General features: G+C 68.6%; 14 protein-coding genes. 5 read left to right on the top strand and 9 right to left on the bottom strand.

What is annotated here, in order from left to right:
- Positions 1–71: 71 nt before the first annotated feature.
- The 3 genes from G6N75_RS06665 (at position 72) to G6N75_RS06655 (ending at position 2,615) form a co-directional block, all read left to right on the top strand.
- Complete coding sequence (locus tag G6N75_RS06665; RefSeq protein ID WP_165347573.1) at positions 72–992, top strand: SDR family NAD(P)-dependent oxidoreductase; 921 nt, start codon at positions 72–74, stop codon at positions 990–992.
- Between the two features lie 147 nt (positions 993–1,139).
- Positions 1,140–1,610: a hypothetical protein gene (locus G6N75_RS06660; protein ID WP_165347572.1), complete on the top strand. Its 471-nt coding sequence runs from the start codon at positions 1,140–1,142 to the stop codon at positions 1,608–1,610.
- A gap of 30 nt (positions 1,611–1,640) precedes the next feature.
- Positions 1,641–2,615 carry a transporter gene (locus G6N75_RS06655; protein ID WP_165347571.1) on the top strand — a complete coding sequence of 325 codons (975 nt, stop codon included), beginning with the start codon at positions 1,641–1,643 and terminating at the stop codon, positions 2,613–2,615.
- On the opposite strand, the gene G6N75_RS06650 is transcribed toward G6N75_RS06655, so the two are convergent.
- From G6N75_RS06650 to G6N75_RS06640, 3 genes are all read right to left on the bottom strand, one after another.
- Positions 2,616–4,655, bottom strand: coding sequence for a hypothetical protein (locus tag G6N75_RS06650; RefSeq protein WP_165347570.1), 2,040 nt, complete (start codon positions 4,653–4,655; stop codon positions 2,616–2,618).
- Positions 4,656–4,822: 167 nt separating this feature from the next.
- Positions 4,823–5,209, bottom strand: a complete 387-nt coding sequence (locus G6N75_RS06645; protein ID WP_165347569.1) for a cupin domain-containing protein — start codon at positions 5,207–5,209, stop codon at positions 4,823–4,825.
- 286 nt (positions 5,210–5,495) lie between these two features.
- A complete protein-coding gene (locus tag G6N75_RS06640) occupies positions 5,496–6,389 on the bottom strand; it encodes a DMT family transporter (protein ID WP_165347568.1) in 894 nt (297 codons plus the stop codon).
- A 121-nt stretch (positions 6,390–6,510) separates the two neighbouring features.
- Here G6N75_RS06640 and G6N75_RS06635 point away from each other — a divergent pair, with 121 nt between their 5' ends.
- Positions 6,511–7,476 carry a hypothetical protein gene (locus G6N75_RS06635; RefSeq protein WP_165347567.1) on the top strand — a complete coding sequence of 322 codons (966 nt, stop codon included), beginning with the start codon at positions 6,511–6,513 and terminating at the stop codon, positions 7,474–7,476.
- Between the two features lie 17 nt (positions 7,477–7,493).
- Here G6N75_RS06635 and G6N75_RS06630 read toward each other — a convergent pair whose 3' ends face one another.
- The 3 genes from G6N75_RS06630 to G6N75_RS06620 form a co-directional block, all read right to left on the bottom strand.
- Entirely contained in the window at positions 7,494–8,387 is an 894-nt protein-coding gene (locus tag G6N75_RS06630) for a DMT family transporter (protein ID WP_165347566.1), read from the bottom strand.
- 62 nt (positions 8,388–8,449) lie between these two features.
- Positions 8,450–9,370: a hypothetical protein gene (locus G6N75_RS06625; protein WP_165347565.1), complete on the bottom strand. Its 921-nt coding sequence runs from the start codon at positions 9,368–9,370 to the stop codon at positions 8,450–8,452.
- Positions 9,371–9,390: 20 nt separating this feature from the next.
- A complete protein-coding gene (locus G6N75_RS06620; RefSeq protein WP_206202977.1) occupies positions 9,391–11,418 on the bottom strand; it encodes a copper-translocating P-type ATPase in 2,028 nt (675 codons plus the stop codon).
- Positions 11,419–11,486: 68 nt separating this feature from the next.
- Between G6N75_RS06620 and G6N75_RS06615 the strand changes: the two genes are divergently transcribed.
- Positions 11,487–12,311 carry an amidohydrolase family protein gene (locus G6N75_RS06615; protein WP_165347564.1) on the top strand — a complete coding sequence of 275 codons (825 nt, stop codon included), beginning with the start codon at positions 11,487–11,489 and terminating at the stop codon, positions 12,309–12,311.
- 15 nt (positions 12,312–12,326) lie between these two features.
- Here G6N75_RS06615 and G6N75_RS06610 read toward each other — a convergent pair whose 3' ends face one another.
- From G6N75_RS06610 to G6N75_RS15285, 3 genes are read right to left on the bottom strand one after another with little or no spacing between them, the layout of a single operon-like run.
- Positions 12,327–13,784 (bottom strand): alpha/beta fold hydrolase, encoded by a 1,458-nt coding sequence (locus G6N75_RS06610; RefSeq protein WP_165347563.1) that lies wholly within the window; start codon positions 13,782–13,784, stop codon positions 12,327–12,329.
- A gap of 28 nt (positions 13,785–13,812) precedes the next feature.
- Entirely contained in the window at positions 13,813–16,035 is a 2,223-nt protein-coding gene (locus G6N75_RS06605; RefSeq protein WP_165347562.1) for a patatin-like phospholipase family protein, read from the bottom strand.
- A gap of 47 nt (positions 16,036–16,082) precedes the next feature.
- Positions 16,083–16,901: a transporter gene (locus G6N75_RS15285; RefSeq protein ID WP_165347561.1), complete on the bottom strand. Its 819-nt coding sequence runs from the start codon at positions 16,899–16,901 to the stop codon at positions 16,083–16,085.
- Positions 16,902–16,985: the final 84 nt, after the last annotated feature.

Genomic DNA, 16,985 nt, shown 5'->3' with positions numbered 1-16,985 from the left:
GGGCGCGGATGATAGCAGCGGCGTGGCGGGCGGGCGCTTGTTAGACTCCGTGACCGGCGCCTGGGACGACCATGACGACACCACACCCCCCCAACAACCCCTGGCTGCGCACTGCGAGCTGCTGGCTGCACCAGCGCAGCCGCGGGCTGGTCTGCCCCGACACCCCCCGGCTCGACGGCAAGGTCGCGCTGGTGACGGGCGCCACCAGCGGGATCGGCGCGGCCACGGCGCGCGGGCTGCTGGCCCGCGGCGCGACGCTGCTCGCGACCTGCCGCAATCCGGCCAGGGGCGAGGCTTTCCTGGCATCCCTGGGCGACGCCGCCGGACGCGTCACGCTGGTGCCGCTGCGGCTGGACGACCTGCACACCGTGCCGGCCTGCGCCGCGGCCGTCGCCGGCCGCCTCGGCGGGCGACAGATCGAGATCCTGGTCGAGAATGCCGGGATCTGGCCGCAGCGCTACGCGACCACCGCCCAGGGGCACGAGATCGCCTTCGGCACCAACGTGCTGGGCCACTTCGCGCTGCGCCGCGCAATGCTGCAGGCGGGGCTGCTCGCCGCCGACGCCCGGGTGGTCGTCGTAACGGGCGACATCTATGCGTTGCAGGAGGACTGCACGCCCGACTACCGCTACCGCGGGCTGCTCGGCGGCATGTACGCCTACTGCCGCAGCAAGCTAGGCAACCTCTGGATCGCCGGCGAGCTGCAGCGCCGGCACCTGGGACTGACCGTCACGGCCGCCCATCCGGGCGTGGTCACCAGCGAGCTCTTCGGCAGTAGCACCGGCCTGTTCGGCTGGGGCAAGTCGCTCGTGATGCTCGACCCGGTATCCGGCGCCCAGACCAGCCTCTACTGTGCGACGCAGCCAGGGCTGGTAAAGGGCGGTTACTACCACAGCACGCGGGGCCTGATGCGGCTCCGCGACTCCGACCCGGCCCTGCGCCGGGAGCGCGCCAGCGCGTTGTGGGCGGCCTGCGAGGCGCTGGCCGGCTGAGAAAAGCCGCGTTCCCGTCCGTTCTGCGGCGGGCGCGCGATGCTGCGCCGCGCCAAACGCCCCGGCAACAAAGGGCTTTGCGCTGATACAGACCTGTGCTAGTAATGTTGCAGACTGCCCTGCGCTTATCGGGTGGAGGATCGAACAATGCAAAGCCGCCTCAAGGTTCTCGTTGCTCTGATGGCGATGTTCGCCTCCTCATCCACGCTGGCTTGCGGGGACAGCCTCTACCGTGTCGGCCAGAACGTTGCCTACCGGGTCTATACGGCGCCCTTGCCGGGCAATGTCCTGGTGTATGGCCATTCCGAAAGTGCCCAGCAGCTCGCTGCAGCGCTCGCCGACGCGGGGCATGGCGTGCGCGTGGTGGACAACCAGGTCGAACTCAGCAATGTGCTCGCCCGGGGCGAGTACGATGTCGTGATCGCCCCTTACAACGACCGCGCCGCAGTGGAGGTGAGCAACACCGCGGCGAGGACCGACTTCCTGCCCGTAGCCCTGAACAAGAGCGAGGCGGAAATCGCGCAGCGAGACTACGCCAAGGTCATGGTTGCCGATCGGCACGAGATCAAGCATTACCTCAGGGCAATCCATGAGTCACTGAAGCGCTCAGGCACCTAGGCCTCGTTCAATCGGGGAGCATCGCAAGCCGTGACTTCCGTGTTCTCCGACCACCACCAGCCGTTACCCCTGATCGCGCTCGGCGCGCTGGGTCTTCTGCTCGAGGCGGCCCCAGCGGCTGCCCAGGCCCAGTCGAGGGGCGACGCCAGCCTGCGGATCGAGTACCAGTACATACGCACCGGTGATTTCTACGACGACTCCGCGCTCTTCCAGCAGGGCGGCGACGTCGGCACCACCGACTCCCATGTCCTGCTGCTTTCCGGCGACTACGCGCTGGGTCCGCGCTGGACGGTGTTCGCCAGCCTGCCGTACATCCAGAAACAGCACCAGGGCACAGGGCCGCACAACTTCGCGGAGTTCGTCAACTTCGACCCGCCGGACCGCACGCTCGTGGACGACGGCGATTACCACGGCGGCTTCCAGGACCTGACCGTCGGCGTGCGCTACCACGCGCTCGAAGGACCGCTGAGCGTGACGCCCTTCATCTCCTACGGCGTACCCACGACCGATTACCCCTTCTACGGCAAGGCGATCATCGGGCCGAACCTGTGGCGTGTCCCCATTGGCGTGGACTTCGGCTTCCAGCCCTACTTTTCCGACTGGTATTTCGGGGCCAGCGTCGCCTACGTCATCAGCGAGCAGTCGCTGGGGGTCAACGTCAACCACTGGCTCGCGTTCGGCTCGGCCGGTTACTACTTCACGCCGAGGTTCTTTGCCAGCCTGTTCGTCTCCTACAAGAACACGCCCAACGGGCTGCGGATGCCGCAGGACATCACGGACGATCCGCTCTACGGAAACCCGGCGGACTTCGACACGCCGATCTGGTGGCAGCACGACCGGTTGCTGGCGCACCGCTACACGAACGTCGGCCTCGGCCTCGATTACGTCCTCACGCAAAGGAACGTTGTTTCGTTCCAGTACTACACCGGGGTGTATACGGACCAGTCGAACGAGGTCGACAATGCGTTCACCCTCGGGATCACCCGCTACTTCGGCCGCGACTGATCAGAGCGCCACCTTATGGGCCGCCAGGGTCGCGGGGAGGCGTTCGCGGAGCGCCTGCCGGCGCGCTTCCGTATGACGCAGCACGTCCTGGTAGACCGGGTCTTCGGCCAGCCGCTGCACGCAGTATGAATCGCGCAGCAGTGACTCCCAGGGCAGCTCCGGGCTGTCCTTGATCAGGGCGAAGCGGTCGAGACTGACTTCGGTCCGGCCCAGAAGCGCCGTCGTGCAGCCGATGTGGAAGTGGTACCACCAGCTGGTGTTGTAACCCGTGTGAAACCGGTCTACCGCCTCGGCCAGCATGCGGGCCGTTTCCTTTTCTCCTGCCGCGGCCAGCGCGTCGATCAGGGTAAAGAAGCCGAGCTGGTCGCCGATGGTCCGGGTCGTATTGTTGAGCATGATGTCGGGCTGGCCGGTCATGCTCAGGATACGAATGGCCGCCGGGTGATCACCGGTGGCGTGGTAGGCGAAGGCGAGCAGGTGGCGCACGCTGATGTCGTCCGGATACTCGATCATCAGGAGTTCCGCCAGGTCGATCAGCTGCTGGTAACGCCGCATCAGGAACAGCAGGCCGAGGCTGGGCTCGGGCTCGAGCGCCAGGGTGGTCTCGAAGTCGCCGAGAATGGCATACAACTCGGCCAGCCGGCCGCGGTGATCCGGGTTGTCGGGTTCGGCATCGCGCGCCCGCAGGGTCCAGGCGATGGCCTCGTCGACGTTGCCCATGAGGGCCTGCAGATGCCCTACCAGGCGATAGGACTCGACGCCGTCAAACAGCTCCTTCACGTCGCCGATGATGGCCCGCACCTTGTCGACCTGCCCCTCTTTGCCGTAGTACTCCCCGAGCGCTGCGTGGCGCGACAGGGAGAGCGGGTCGAGCGCCACCGCCCGCTCGAGCAGTTCCGGCAAGCCGCCCCGGTCGTACTGGAACCAGTGCCACTCGGCGTAGTTGTGCAAGGCATCGACGTTGTTGCTGCTGAGCGCCACGGCCCGTTCGAACGCCGGGCCGGCCGCCGGCAGGCCCCGGGCCCAGTAGTAGAGCCCGACGGTGTTCTGCACTTCCGACAGCGCCGGGTCGAGCGCGAGCGCCTTGAAGATCGGCGCCTCGGCGCCGTCGACGTCGCCCAGGTACAGCAGCGCGGCGCCCAGCCGGGCATGCGCCAGCGCCGATGCGGGATCGGCTGCGGTGGCCTGGCGGTACAGGTCCACGGCCTGCACCAGCAGGTTCACGTCCACCGTCTCGCGATCCCGGACCCGCTGCTCGTAATACCTTGCCAGCAGCATCAGCTCATGGGCGGACGCGTCCAGCGTCGCGGGGTGACCCAGTTCGTGGTCGCCTTCCGGCAGCACCAGCCCGGCCACCGCGCGGACGATCTCCTCCTGGATCTTCACCAGCTCGGCCGGGCTGCGCTCATAGGTCTCCGACCAGAGCGCGAGACCGGTCCGGCCTTCGATCAGCTGCACCGAAATGCGCAGCCGGCTGCCCTGGCGGCGCATGCTCCCCTCGACCAGGGTAGCGACGCCAAGCTTCTCCGAGGCGCCCTGGGCGCCCAGGCCCTGCCGGCGGGCGGCGATCGACGAAGACCGCGCCGCGACCCGCACCCCCGGTACCCGGCTGAGCTGGTCGCGCAACTCGTCGCTGAGACCGTCGCTCAGGTAGGCGTCTTCGAGGTCCTGTCCGGTGTTCTCGAACGGCAGGACCGCGATGCTGTTGGGCAGGACCGAAACCGCTCGCGCCTGTTCGACATTGGACTCCAGTCCCGGCCTGATGAGGAAGAACAGGCCGGCCGTTCCGGCGACCAGCAGCAGCAGGGCGGCGACGATGGTGGCCTTGCCCCGCCGGCTGGAAACGACGGTGCGCTCCAGGCCCTCGGCAGTGAGATCGAAGGTCCAGGCGAGGAACATCGCTACCGGAAACCCCATGACGAAGGCGCTGACCGTGACGGTCGACACCCACTGCGGCAGGAACAGCTGCTCGACGACGGTGACCGTGACCTCCACGACAGCCCAGGCCACCGCAAAGTAGATCGCGGCGGACTGGATCACCTTCCGCTTACGGAGTTCCGCGAAAAACGAGCTCCCTGCCATGGCCTCCCGCGTCGCCCTTTCTGTCGTCGAGAGATGCAGGATAAACGCGATTCGGTCAGTTGTGGACTGCTAAAGAAAAGCCCCGCACGGAGCGGGGCTTCTCCCGGACCAGTCGCCGGCTTCGGCTAGCCGTGCAACTTCCGGTTAATGTGGTCCATGACCGGCGTGTGCTCGTGCTGCGGGCTGAACAGGATCATCTCCGCGTCCTGCCCGACGCGCACCGAGTGGCCGGGCGGCCAGTAGAACAGGTCACCGCTGCGCACCGTCTCCTCGCTGCCGTCGGTATAGCTCACCGTCACCTCGCCCTTGATGAGGTAGCCCCAGTGGGGCGCCTGGCAGGCGTCGTCCTCGAGCCCCTCGAACATGGGCGCCAGGTCGGTCCCGGCATCCATGGTGAAGTACTCGGCGCCGATGTCGCCGTAGCCCGAGGCGTCGCCGAAATCCTGCTGCTGCCGCGCGACCGCGCCGGGCGCGTCGATCTTGATCGGGATGTCCTCTTTGGAGATTCGCATGCCGCTTTCCCTCGTTGTGGATGCATGTCTCCCGAGCTTAGACCTTTCGCGGGAGTGCTGCAGAGGCGGCCCCAGCGCGCGATCGGGCAAAAAAAGGAGGTTGCAGCCGCGCTGTAACCTCCAAGCGTTTGCCATCGGGGGCTTCGGGTTCGGGGTCGCCGGAACCGGGCCGCGACCGTGGCGAACCCGTTTCCAGCTGGCCTGCGGTAACCCTAACAGGAATTCCCATCGAATGCGAGTGATTATCATTCGTAGATATACCTAAAGGCCGTCCAGGGCCGGGGCCTCACCGCGCACGGGGCCGCAGCCACTGCTGGGCCGCGAGCCCGGCGACGATCAGGCCGAGCCCCAGCCAGGTCGAAGGCAGGATCGCCTCGCCCACGAAGGTGCGGATGAAGAACAGCGACAGGAAGGGCGAGAGGAAGATCAGGTTGCCGATGCGCGAGGCGCTGCTGGTCAGGCGCAGCGCGCTGAGCCACAGGGCGAAGGCGAGCCCCATCTCGAACACCCCCACCCACGCGGCGCCGGCCAGCCCCCGCCAGTCGCCCGGCACCAGCCCGTCGGTGAGCGCGCACACCAGCAGCACGAACGGCAGCCCGAGGGCGAAGTTGCAGAACAGCGCCACCAGCGGATCGCGCTGGTCGCGCGTGCTGTAAACCCAGTACAGCGCCCACAGCACGGTGCTGCCCAGCGCCAGCGCGACCCCGGCCGGGTTGGCGAACTCGAGGCCGAACACATTGCCGCGCGTGGCGATCACCCACACGCCCGCGTAGGCGACGAGCCCGCCGAGCACGTCCGCGCGGGTCAGGCGGTGGCCCAGCAGCGGCACGGCCAGGAGCGCCAGCGTGAATGCCCAGGTGTAATTCAGCGGCTGCGCCTCCTGTGCCGGCAGGCGGTCGTAGGCCTCGAACAGCACGAGGTAGTAGCACAGCGGGTTGATCAGGCCGAGTGCCAGCGAGCGCAGGTAGTCGCGGCGGCTGCCGCGCAGCACCTCGGCGAACCGGCCGGCGGCCAGCAGCAGCGCCCCGAGCGTGAGCAGCGACACCATGCTCGCCCAGGCCAGAAGCTGCACCGGCGACAGGTACTGCAGCGAGAGCTTGAAGGCGGTGGCGACGGTGGACCAGAGCAGCACGGCGCCGAGGCCGAAGAGCAGGGCGCGCTGGTCATTGCTGGATTGCATCGCGACTACCGGGCCGGGCGACCGCGGCAGTCTAGCAGGCGCCGACCGGTTTACTCGCCTCAGCGGCAGGCCTGGGCCAGGCCCGCGGCGGACCCGGGCCTTACGTGCTAAAAAGGGTGCGATGGTCAGGATCCACCGTGTTCCAAGCCTGGTCACATTGCTAACGCTCGGCATCCTGCTGCAGGCGCCGTGCCGTGCCGAGGAGCCGTTGCCGGAAAGTGGTGACACGGCCGTGGACGCGGTGCAGCAACTCGTCTCGGCCCGGGTCGCGGACACCGCGGCCTGGATCGACTCGTTCTTCGGCCACGACAACTTCGAATCCGAAGCCAACACGACTCGCCTGAGCCTCGGGGTCAGCAGTTTCACCGAGCAGGGGGAAGGCACGGACTTCCGGGTCAGGAACAGCCTGCGCCTCAACCTGCCCTACCTGGAGGACCGCGTGCGCCTGACCGTCTCCCAGTCGACCCAGGACTTCGACACGACCGACACCGACTGGGAAGATATCGAAGAGGATATCCGCGGCACGAACGACAGCAGCCTCGGGGCCGCCCTCACCTTCTATTTCCGCCGCAGCGATCGTCGCAACCTGAGCCTGAGCGCGGGCGTCCGCTCGCGCGACGGCAGCGCCGCCTTCTATTTGCAGCCCCGCTACCGCCACACGTGGCGACTGGGGAGCTGGGACCTGCGGTTCGTCCAGCGAGTTTCCTGGTACACCGACACCCTCTGGGATGCGCGCAGTGAACTGCAGCTGGAGCGGCTGCTGGGCAGCCAGTGGCTGTTTCGTACCACGGCGCTGGTGGACTGGTACGAGGATGAGAACGGGGTGTTTCCCCAGTTGAACTTCAGCTGGCAGCGGCGCATCGACGAGCGGCGCGCCCTGGCGATCAGCTGGAACAACTTCTTCGAGACCTATCCCAACACGGTGCTCGAGTCCAGCAGGATCCGGCTGCGGTACCGGCAACAGGTCTGGCGGCGCTGGCTCTGGTTCTCGGTCGCCCCGCAGGTCGTGTTCCCCAGGGACAGCGACTACGATGGCGTGCCCGCGATCATGTTCGAGATGGAGGCCCGCTTCCAGCAGCGCCCCTGACCGGCGAGGCGGGCGGCTCAATCATGGGCGGTGGAGCCGATGCTCAGGGCCGCGACGGTGAACAGGATCAGCACCATGCCGGCGAGCTGCAGCCCGCCCAGGGTTTCGCCCAGGATCGCGACCGCGAACAACGCCGCCGTGATCGGCTCGATCATGGCGACAACCGCGGCGCTCGTCGGCCGGGCCCGGCGCATGCCGACGACGTAGAGAAAGAACGACACACCCGCGCCCAGCACGCCGAGGAGGATGAAGAGCCACAAGTACGACGAAGCCGGGACCGCCGCCACCTGGTCGAGGTCGGCCGGCCAGCTGAGGATGGCGACCAGCGCCGCGAGCGCGATGGTCAGCACGGCCTGGGGGCTGCCATGCAGCGTGGCGTACTTGAAGCCGAAGATGAAGAGCGCGTAGCACATGCCGGACAGCACCCCGGCGACGACGCCGAGCGCCGTGATGCCGCTGGCGGCGACATCGTGAATACCGGTGAGCAACACGATGCCGAGCATCACCAGCCCGATGCCGAGCCACCGGTAAGCATTGGGGGCTTCGAGCTTGAGCACGAAGGAGACGATATAGACGTACACCGGCGCGCAGTACATCAGCGTGACCGCGACGGCGACGCTGCCGTTCTCGATGCTGACGAAGTAAAACGTGAAGTTGCCGGCCACGCCCAGGCCGGCGATGATCGCCCATAACCACAACAGGGGATCGGCCAGGCCGCTGCGGGCCGGGTGCGTGGCCAGCCAGCCGAACACGAACAGCAGCCCGATGGCGCCGCGGTAAAAAGCCACGACCGTCGCATCCCAGCCGGCGTTGACCAGGATCCCGGCAATGCCGCCGGAAAGGCCCCAGCAGAAGGCCGCCAGGGCGACCAGCACCAGGTTTTCATCGGGCGCGCGACGTCCTTTCGCCATGCCGCAACCATAGCCGCTTTCGCCGGCGGCTACCGGCCGGCGGGCTTCTCCCGCGGCCGGGCTTAACGCGGCGGCCCGGTGAACCGGTAGGTCGCCGACCAAGTCGCTGTTTCGCCGGGCTCCAGGGCGGCGCGCTTGAATACCTCCGGGCAAAAGCCGCGGGCGTCGGCGTAGAGCGCGAATCGTGCCGGCGGGAAAGACGCCCGGTAGCGTACGACCGGCACGCCCTCGACTTCCCAGGCGAAAGTGTTCGAGCCGGCCGGGACCCCGGCCAGTTCGCCGGCGTAATAGGCTGCCGCGCCCGCGGCCAGCGGCTCCGCCAGCCCGAGCGCAGACCCGGTGCGATCGAGCGCAGTCTCGGCCGCCGGCAGCGCGTAGCCCGTGACCACGCGGTAGCCCGGGCCGACCGGCAGGTCGCCCAGCCGGAACCAGTGGTGGTTGTAGTGCTCGAAGCTCCACCCGACGGCGCCGGTGTTGCTGAGCTCGTAGCGGATCGTCAGGGCGTCCGGGCCGTGCAGTTCATAGGTCTTGCGGTAGCGGTACTGCCAGGGTCCCTCGCCGTCCGAGTGCTGGCCGACGGTCAGCGTGCGCTCGCCCGCTGTCACCTCCACGGGGAACAGCGTAGCGACGGGGTACGGATGATCGAACCGGTAGTCCGCGCCGGTGTCACGCCGCAGCCGGCCGATGCCGATCTTGGTGAAGGTGTCGTCCACGGCGGCCGACTCGAAGCCGAGCACGCCGTCGCCGTAGAGGCCGAACTCGTCGGGCAGGCCCCACGGCCCCAGCAGCTCGATCCCGTCCAGCATCACGCTGCGCACGACGGCGGTGCGGTCGAAGCGCGGCCCGAATTCCGCCGCGAGCCGGTCCGTCGCCACCTCGATCTCGAGCCGCAGATCGCCGGCAGCCAGGACATGCAGGTCCCCTGCTGCGGCGTGCCCGCCGCACAGGCAGGCCGCGACGACGGCGATGGCTGGATTGCGCATGCGTGGAGAGTAGCAGCGCCTCAGCCGGCGAGCACGTCGGCCCGGGACAGCAGCTTGGCGTTGATCGCCACCAGCACCGTGCTCGCCGACATCAGCGCCGCGCCGACGGCCGGCGACAGCACGATGCCCCAGGCCACGGCTACCCCGGCCGCCAGCGGGATGGCGACCACGTTGTAGCCGGTGGCGAGCGCAAAGTTCTGCAGCATCTTGCGCCAGGTCGCGCTTGAGAGCTTGACGATCGAGACCACGTCGCGGGGATCGTTCTGCACCAGCACGACGTCCGCCGACTGCACCGCTACGTCGGTGCCCGCGCCGATGGCCACGCCGAGATCCGCCTCGACCAGCGCCGGCGCGTCGTTGACGCCGTCGCCGACCATCGCCACCACGCCGCCCTCCGCCTTCACGGCCTTCACCTTCTCCGCTTTCTGGTCGGGCAGCACCCCGGCGAAGTACTCGTCCAGCCCGAGCTCCTCGGCCACGCGCGCGGCCACCGGCTCGACGTCGCCGGTCAGCATCAGGCAGCGGATACCCATCTCCTTGAGCTGCTTCACCGCCTCGCGGGATTCCTCGCGCACGATGTCGGACAGCGCCACCGCGCCGGCCACCTCGCCGTCCTCGATCACGTAGATGACGGTCTTGCCCTCTGCGGCCGCCTCGCGCACGTCGTCGCGCTCGAAGGACAGCCCCTCCTCCTCCAGGTACTTCGGGCTCACGGCCTTCACGCTGTGCCCGTCCACCCTGCCCTCGGCGCCGCGGCCCTTGATGGCCTCGAAGTCCTCCGGGCTACCGAAGTCCAGCGCCCTATTTTCGGCCTCGCGCACGATGCCCCTGGCGATCGGGTGCTCGGAGTGGCTCTCCAGCGCCGCGGCCAGCGCCAGCACCTCGTCGGGCTCGCGCTCGCCGGCGGCGAACACGTCGCTGACGCCGAAGCGGCCCTCGGTCAGCGTGCCGGTCTTGTCGAAGATCACGGCCGCAAGATCGCGGGCGCGCTCGAAGGCGGTGCGGTCGCGGATCAGCAGGCCGCCCCTGGCGCCCATGCTGGTGCTCACGGCAACCACCAGCGGCACCGCCAGGCCCAGCGCGTGCGGGCAGGTGATGACCATGACCGTGACCATGCGCGAGAGCGAATAGGTGAAACTCTGGCCGAGGGCCAGCCAGGTGAACAGCGTGACCAGGCCGACGGTGATGGCGAGGTAGGTCAGCCAGCCGGCGGCACGATCGGCCATGTTCTGGCTCTTCGAGCGCGACTCCTGCGCCTTGCGCACCATTTCGACGACCTGCGACAGGTAGGTCTCTGCGCCGGTCTTCTGCACCTCGATCTTGATCGAGCCATCGCCGTTGACCGAGCCGCCGACCACCTCGTCGCCCTCGTCTTTCTCGACCGGCTGCGACTCGCCGGTCAGCATGGACTCGTCCACGCTGGTCCGGCCGTCCACGATCTCGCCGTCGACGGGAATCTTCTCGCCGGGCCGCACCAGGACCCGGTCGCCGGCGGACAGCTCGCGCACCGGCACCTCCTCGGTGTCGCCGGACTCCCTGATCCGCGTCGCCTTGTCCGGCATCAGCTTCACCAGCTCCTCGAGCGCGCCCGAAGCGCCCATGACCGAGCGCATCTCCACCCAGTGCCCGAGCAGCATGACGACGATCAGGGTCGCCAGCTCCCAGAAGAAGACCTCGCCGCGCAGCCCGAACACCACCGCCGAGGAATAGGCATAGGCCACGGTGATGGCCAGCCCGATCAGGGTCATCATGCCGGGCTGGCGATCCCGGAGCTCGCCGGCCAGGCCGGTGAGGAAGGGCCAGCCGCCGTAGAAGAACACGGCGGTGGCGAGGCCGAACAACACGTAGTCGTCGCCGGGAAAGTCGAGCAGGCCCTCGATGCCGAGGAAGCGCTGGATCAGCGGCGACAGCGCCAGGATCGGGACGGTGAGCGCGAGCGAGATCCAGAATCGCCGCCGGAAATCGCGGACCATGTGCTCGTGGTCGTGCGACGTGTCGTGCGATTCGCCGTGCTGCTGCTCGCCCGTTTTGTCGGCCTGCTCGTTCATGCGCTCTACCTGAGTCTAGCAGCGCGCCGCGCCGCATGCCGGCGGCCGGATGCGTTAGGATGAGGGGCATGCTGATCGACTGCCATGTACACCTGAACACCTACGAAGAGAACCGCCAGCGCACCGTCAACGACGCCCTGGCCGAGCTGTATGCCGCCATGGACGCGAACGGTGTCGACCATGCCGTGGTGCTCACGTCCTACAAGGTCAACGCCCAGCGGCCGCACGTGGACGAGGTCATCCGCGCCGTGAACGGCGACCCGCGCATCACCATCATCGAGGGGCTGCGCTGGCGCGATCCCGAGGAACGCACCGACCTGTTCAACATGGAGGAGCGCATCCGCAGCGGCCTGGTGAAGGGGATCAAGCTCTATCCCGGCTACGACCGTTTCGCCATCAACGATCCGTCGCTCGAGAGCGTGTTCCGCATCGCCGCCAAGCACGAGGTGCCGGTGATGATCCATTGCGGCGACACCTACTCGAAGCACGCCAAGGTCCGGCAGGCCCATCCGCTGCTGGTGGACGACGTCGCGGTGGACTTCCCGGACGTGCAGTTCGTCATCTGCCACCTGGGCAACCCGTGGTTCCAGGACGCGGCGGAGGTGCTGTACAAGAACGACAACGTGCTGGCCGACATCTCGGGGCTGACGCTCGGCGACTTCCACTACGAGTTCGAGCGCTACATGGTCCAGCGCGTGCGCGACATGATCAGCTACATGGGCGATCCCGGTAAGCAGCTCATGTACGGCACCGACTGGCCGCTGGCCGGAATGCGTACCTATCGCAAGTTCTTCGACGGCCTGGAGCTGGCGGACGAGGCCAAGGAGGGCATCGCCTGGCGTAACGCCGCGCGGCTGTTCAAGATCGACCTCGACGCCGCCGCCGCGACTTGACCGGGGCCGCTCGCCTCACTCGACCGTCGCGCCACCGGCGCTGATCCAGTCCAGCGCGCGTGCCTCGAGATAGGGATAGAAGGGGTTGTGCCGCAGGCGGAGCAGCCAGTCGGCGGGAAACAGCAGCAGCCCGCGTTCGCCCTGGATCGCCATCTGGCCGAGAAACAGCAGGTCCTCGCTCTCCGGCGGGCGCTGGCCGTAAAGCGGATCGTCCGGCGGAAACGGCAGCGCCACGTGCGACAGCGAAATCACGCCGGCCGGCCATGCGAGGCCGAGCGGCTCGGCCGGCCCGGTCGCGGCCGACCGCGGCGGCTGGCGCCGCGCCACGACCGACGGGCTGTCCTCGTGCTCGTTGGTCACCAGCGTCACGGCGAACGGCAGGCCGGGGTTGCCCGCCACCTGCATCGACAGGGACCGGGGATCGACCGCCGTGAGAATCGACTTGGCCGCGTAGCGGTTGATGTCGAACAGCACCAGCTCGTGGCGCCCGCCCGCCAGGCGCCCGAGCAGCCGCTGCACCACCGCCGTCGTGGACACAGTGGCGTCCACGTCCGATTTGAACACCAGCGTCGGCGGAAAGTCCTGCAACCCGCCTGCGCGTTCCCGCTCGGCGATGCGGCGGGCGACGGACGCGGTCAGCCGGTGCACCTGCTCGCCCGCGTTGGTGGCGAAGGAGTTGTACTTGTAGGGGTCGAACTCCGGCTCGATCGCCAGCCAGCCGAGGCCGCCGAGGCCGGGCAGGACCGACAGGCGCCGCTTCCAAGCCGCCAGCGCGGCCGCGGGACTGATCCCGACCGCCGGCGAGACCAGCACCAGGCTCGCCGGCACCGGCGCCGCGGCCCCGTCCAGCGCCGCCAGCGTGAAGTCCAGGGCCAGCGTCGCGCCGTTCGAGTAGCCGACGAGGTGAACGGGCTTGCCGCCGAGGCTGGTCGCGAGGTGCGCCATGGCAAGGCGCACTGCGGCCGCCATGTCCGCCACCGAGACCGTGCGCAGCCCGGCCGGCGAGGTGCCGTGCCCCGGCAGCCGCAGGCCCACCACCTGGTAGCCGCGCGCCTGCAGCGCTTCACCGAGCGCGCGCAGGCTGTAAGGCGAGTCCGACATCCCGTGCAGCAGCAACACGCCGCCGACGGGGTCCGCCGCGGGCAGCAACTCGAAGCTGCGGTTCCAGTTCGGCGCACGGACTGCCGGATCGGCGATGCTGCCCTTGCTGAAGCGCACCAGCGCATACTCGGGGCCGGTCCCGGTCTGCGCGTAGACCTTTTCCTCCAGCTGCGCGAACAGGCGCTCCTCGAGCTGCAGGTAATCCTCGAAGCTGCGGATTTCGTCGGCCTTGCGCGCCGTGAACTCCTCGTCCAGGGTCTCGGTGTGCCAAGGGCTCAGCGGCGGGCCCGAGCAGGCCTGCAGCAGCAGCGCGGCAGCTGCTACCAGGATCCAGTGCGCCCCGAATGGGGCCGTGGCGGCGGCGCGAGTCATGCGTTCCGTCCTGTCGGCCGATGCCGGTCTATTGCAGGCGGTCGAGCAGCGTGCCTTCCGGAATCGGGCGGCCGAGCGCGAACTGGAGCTGGGCGCGGCCATTGTCAGCGGCGCCCACGGCAAGGATAAAGGGCCCGAAGGCCGTGCGCGCACCGATGGCCAGGGAAACCCCGAACAGGGTCCCCTCGTCCACACCGTCGAGCCGGTCGGTCATGCCGGCGGCGTGCAGGCCGAGGCTGCCGAATACTCTCTGGCCGAACGCCGGCGCCAGGTCGATCAGCCGCAGGGCCCAGTTCGCTGACGCCGTCCAGTAGCCCTCCCCGCGCAGTTCCCCCGGCGCAAAGGCCGGGAAACTGCGGATGCCCCCGACCTTGAAATCCCGGTGCCGGGGCAGCTCGCCGCTCACCAGGCGGCCGGCGCCCGCGGCCAGCAGCACGGTGCCATTCGACCATGGCAGCGACCGGCTCGCCACGCCCTCGATCACGTCGTAATCGAACTCACCGCCCAGCCAGCTGCCGGAACTGGTGTAGCTGAGCTGGGCGAACATGCCGCGCGTCGGCAGGGCCGCCGCGTTGCGGGTGTCGTAGAGCGCTGTGAAATGCAGGTTGGCGTCGCGGCGGCGCGTCGTGTCCACCGCGTCGATGCTGCGGATATCCTCGTCGAACTCGGTGCTGCCCCAGCGCAGCCCGGCCGTGGCGCGGGCGTGGTTGCCGAAGTTGACGCCGCCGTCGAGCCGCAGCTGCGCCTCGACCAGGTCATAGCGCGCCACGCGGTCGCCGTCGTCGTAAAAATTCTCCAGTGAGCGACCGACACTCGCGCCGGGTTCCACGAAGTAGCGCTGCGGGACGTCGAGCGGCTGGTAGAACGCCGAGTCCAGCAGGCCGAATGTGCCGAGCTGCACAGTGTTGCGCCACTGGCCGCCAAGATCATTCACCCACTCGCGCCGATGATCTGCGCGCAGCACGAACTGGGTATCCCCATCGGTTGCGCCCGCCAGCCCGACGTCGAAGCGGATGAAGTCGGTCCCGCCGGGACGTTCCACCGCCTCGATTTCGACGATCGCGCCGCCGCCGGGGCCCGGCGGGAGGTGGTAGCCGACGCGCTCGAAGTCGCCGCTGGCGTAGACCCGGCTCATGTCGGCTTCCAGGGCCGCAACGGAAACCTCGTCTCCCGGCTGCGTCACCAGGCGCGTCCTGAGGAAGTCCACCGAGGCATGCTGCAGCGGCTGGAAGCGGATTTCCGCCACGCGAACCAGGCCGTGCTCCGGCCGGTCGATCCCGGCCCGCCAGGCCCGGTACTCGTCCTCCGATACGGCGTAGCGTGACAGCTCCGCCGCTACCCGCCGCGCTGAAGCCTCGCCCAGCGACAGGGTTTCCGGCACGCGGCCGAACTGCGTGGAGCCGATGTCGCCGGTCGGCACGATCACCGCAACGTCACGCTCCGTGAGGCTGGCCAGCTGCGCCCGTTCGTTGGCGATGACCATCGCGCTGAACGAGCGGCCCGTGATCGCCAGCGCCCCCTGCAACTGGCCAAGGGTCGGCGGCGGCGCCTCCAGCGACACGGCAATCACCACGTCGGCGCACAGCCCCCGCGCCACGTCCACCGGCAGGTTGCGCATCATGCCGCCGTCGGCGAGCACCATGTCGCCCTCCAGCACCGGGGCGAAGACGCCCGGCACCGCCATGCTGGCGCGCATCGCGCGGATCAGGTCGCCCGTGCCGATGACCACCATCTGGCTTGTCGCCAGGTCGGTGGCCACGGCGCGGAAGGGGATCGGCAGCTGGTCGAAATCATCGATGTCGCGGGCGCCGCCGACCACGGCCCGGAAGAAACCCTCGATGTTTTGCGTGGACACGAGGCCGGAGGCCCCCTGGAGCCCCTGGCGCGAGATCGCCAGCTCGATGCTGTTGCTGTAGGTGATGCCGGCCAGCTTGCGCTGCATCGGCAGCTTGGAACGACGCCCCGCCGAGCCGATGGTGGCGCTCCAGTCAGCGTCCAGGATCTGGCGCTCGATGCGCTCCATGGGCACGCCCGCGGCATAGGTCGCGCCGACCAGGGCGCCCATGCTGGTGCCGGCGATACAGTCGATGGGAACGCGCAGTTCTTCCAGCACCGCAAGCACGCCGACGTGGGCGCCGCCGCGGGCGCCACCGCCGCCGAGCGCCAGCCCGATGCGCGGACGATCGGGCGCCGCGACCTCTGCTGCAAGCGTCGGCTGGGCCCACAGCGGTGCTGCGAGCAGCAGCAACACGGGGGGGAGACTCGCCCAGGCCCCGCGCGAGCCTTGTTTGATTTGCCCTATCTCGGGAACAGCAGGGTGACGGTGAAGCGGAAGCCCCATCCTTCCGGCCCGCGGTCGGTGCTCTGCACCCAGTAATTCACGCCCCCCGCGACGCTCATCAGCTGGCTGCCGACGCGCGTGACCTTCGAGACGACGCCCCGGATCGGGATCTGCCATTCGCTGTTTTCCCAGTCGTAGGTGCTCTCCGACTGCAGAGTGTAGGTCCATGCCGTCGGCGTGGTAAACGACATGAAGGGCTGGATGAAAGTGGCGCTGATATCGTCGCGGGCGCTTTCGCCGGCAAAGGACCAGATGTGATTGCCCAGCACGCCGACCGTCCACGGTCCCTGCTGGCGCAGGGCGACGCCGGTCGGGCCAATGCCCCACTTGTCGGTGGTCAAGAGGTCGTCGCTTCCCGTCGGCAGGAGGAACACGGGGCCGGCGCCCCAGATCCAGCCGCCCGCAGTGGGCGCCTTCGGCGAGAAAAACACGCTTTGCACCGTGTCGCCGATGCCGCTCTGGCTGCCCGCGCCCGGGAAGATATCGCTCTGGTCCACGAGCGGCAGGATGGTGCGCGAGATCAGGTTCCAGTCTTCATTGAGGTCGAAAGGGATGACCGGCTGGATGTTGAGCACCCACTGCTCGCCGTCGTCCACGGGGCCTACGTCGCCGTTGTAGTTGAGCTGGATCGGCACGCTGATCAGGGCCGCGACCGGGTTGGTCAGCTGCCGGGCCAGCTCCTGTTCGGACTCGGTTGCGAGCGCTGGCGCCATGGCGGCAGTCGCGCCCAGCAGGACGGCGCAGATCGAGGCAAGATGGTGTCTGGTTCTCGACATGGTCAGGGACTCCTGGGCCGGACGGGGGGCACCGGCCAGATTCTAGTGAGACGGCCCGGGAAGATTGTCCGGTCTCGCACAATC

It is taken from the genome of Thioalkalivibrio sp. XN8, assembly GCF_011058255.1.
Taxonomy (GTDB): Bacteria; Pseudomonadota; Gammaproteobacteria; order Steroidobacterales; family XN24; genus XN24.
The sequence above is the reverse complement of the archived record's forward strand: the minus strand, read 5'-3'. Positions and strand labels throughout refer to the sequence as shown.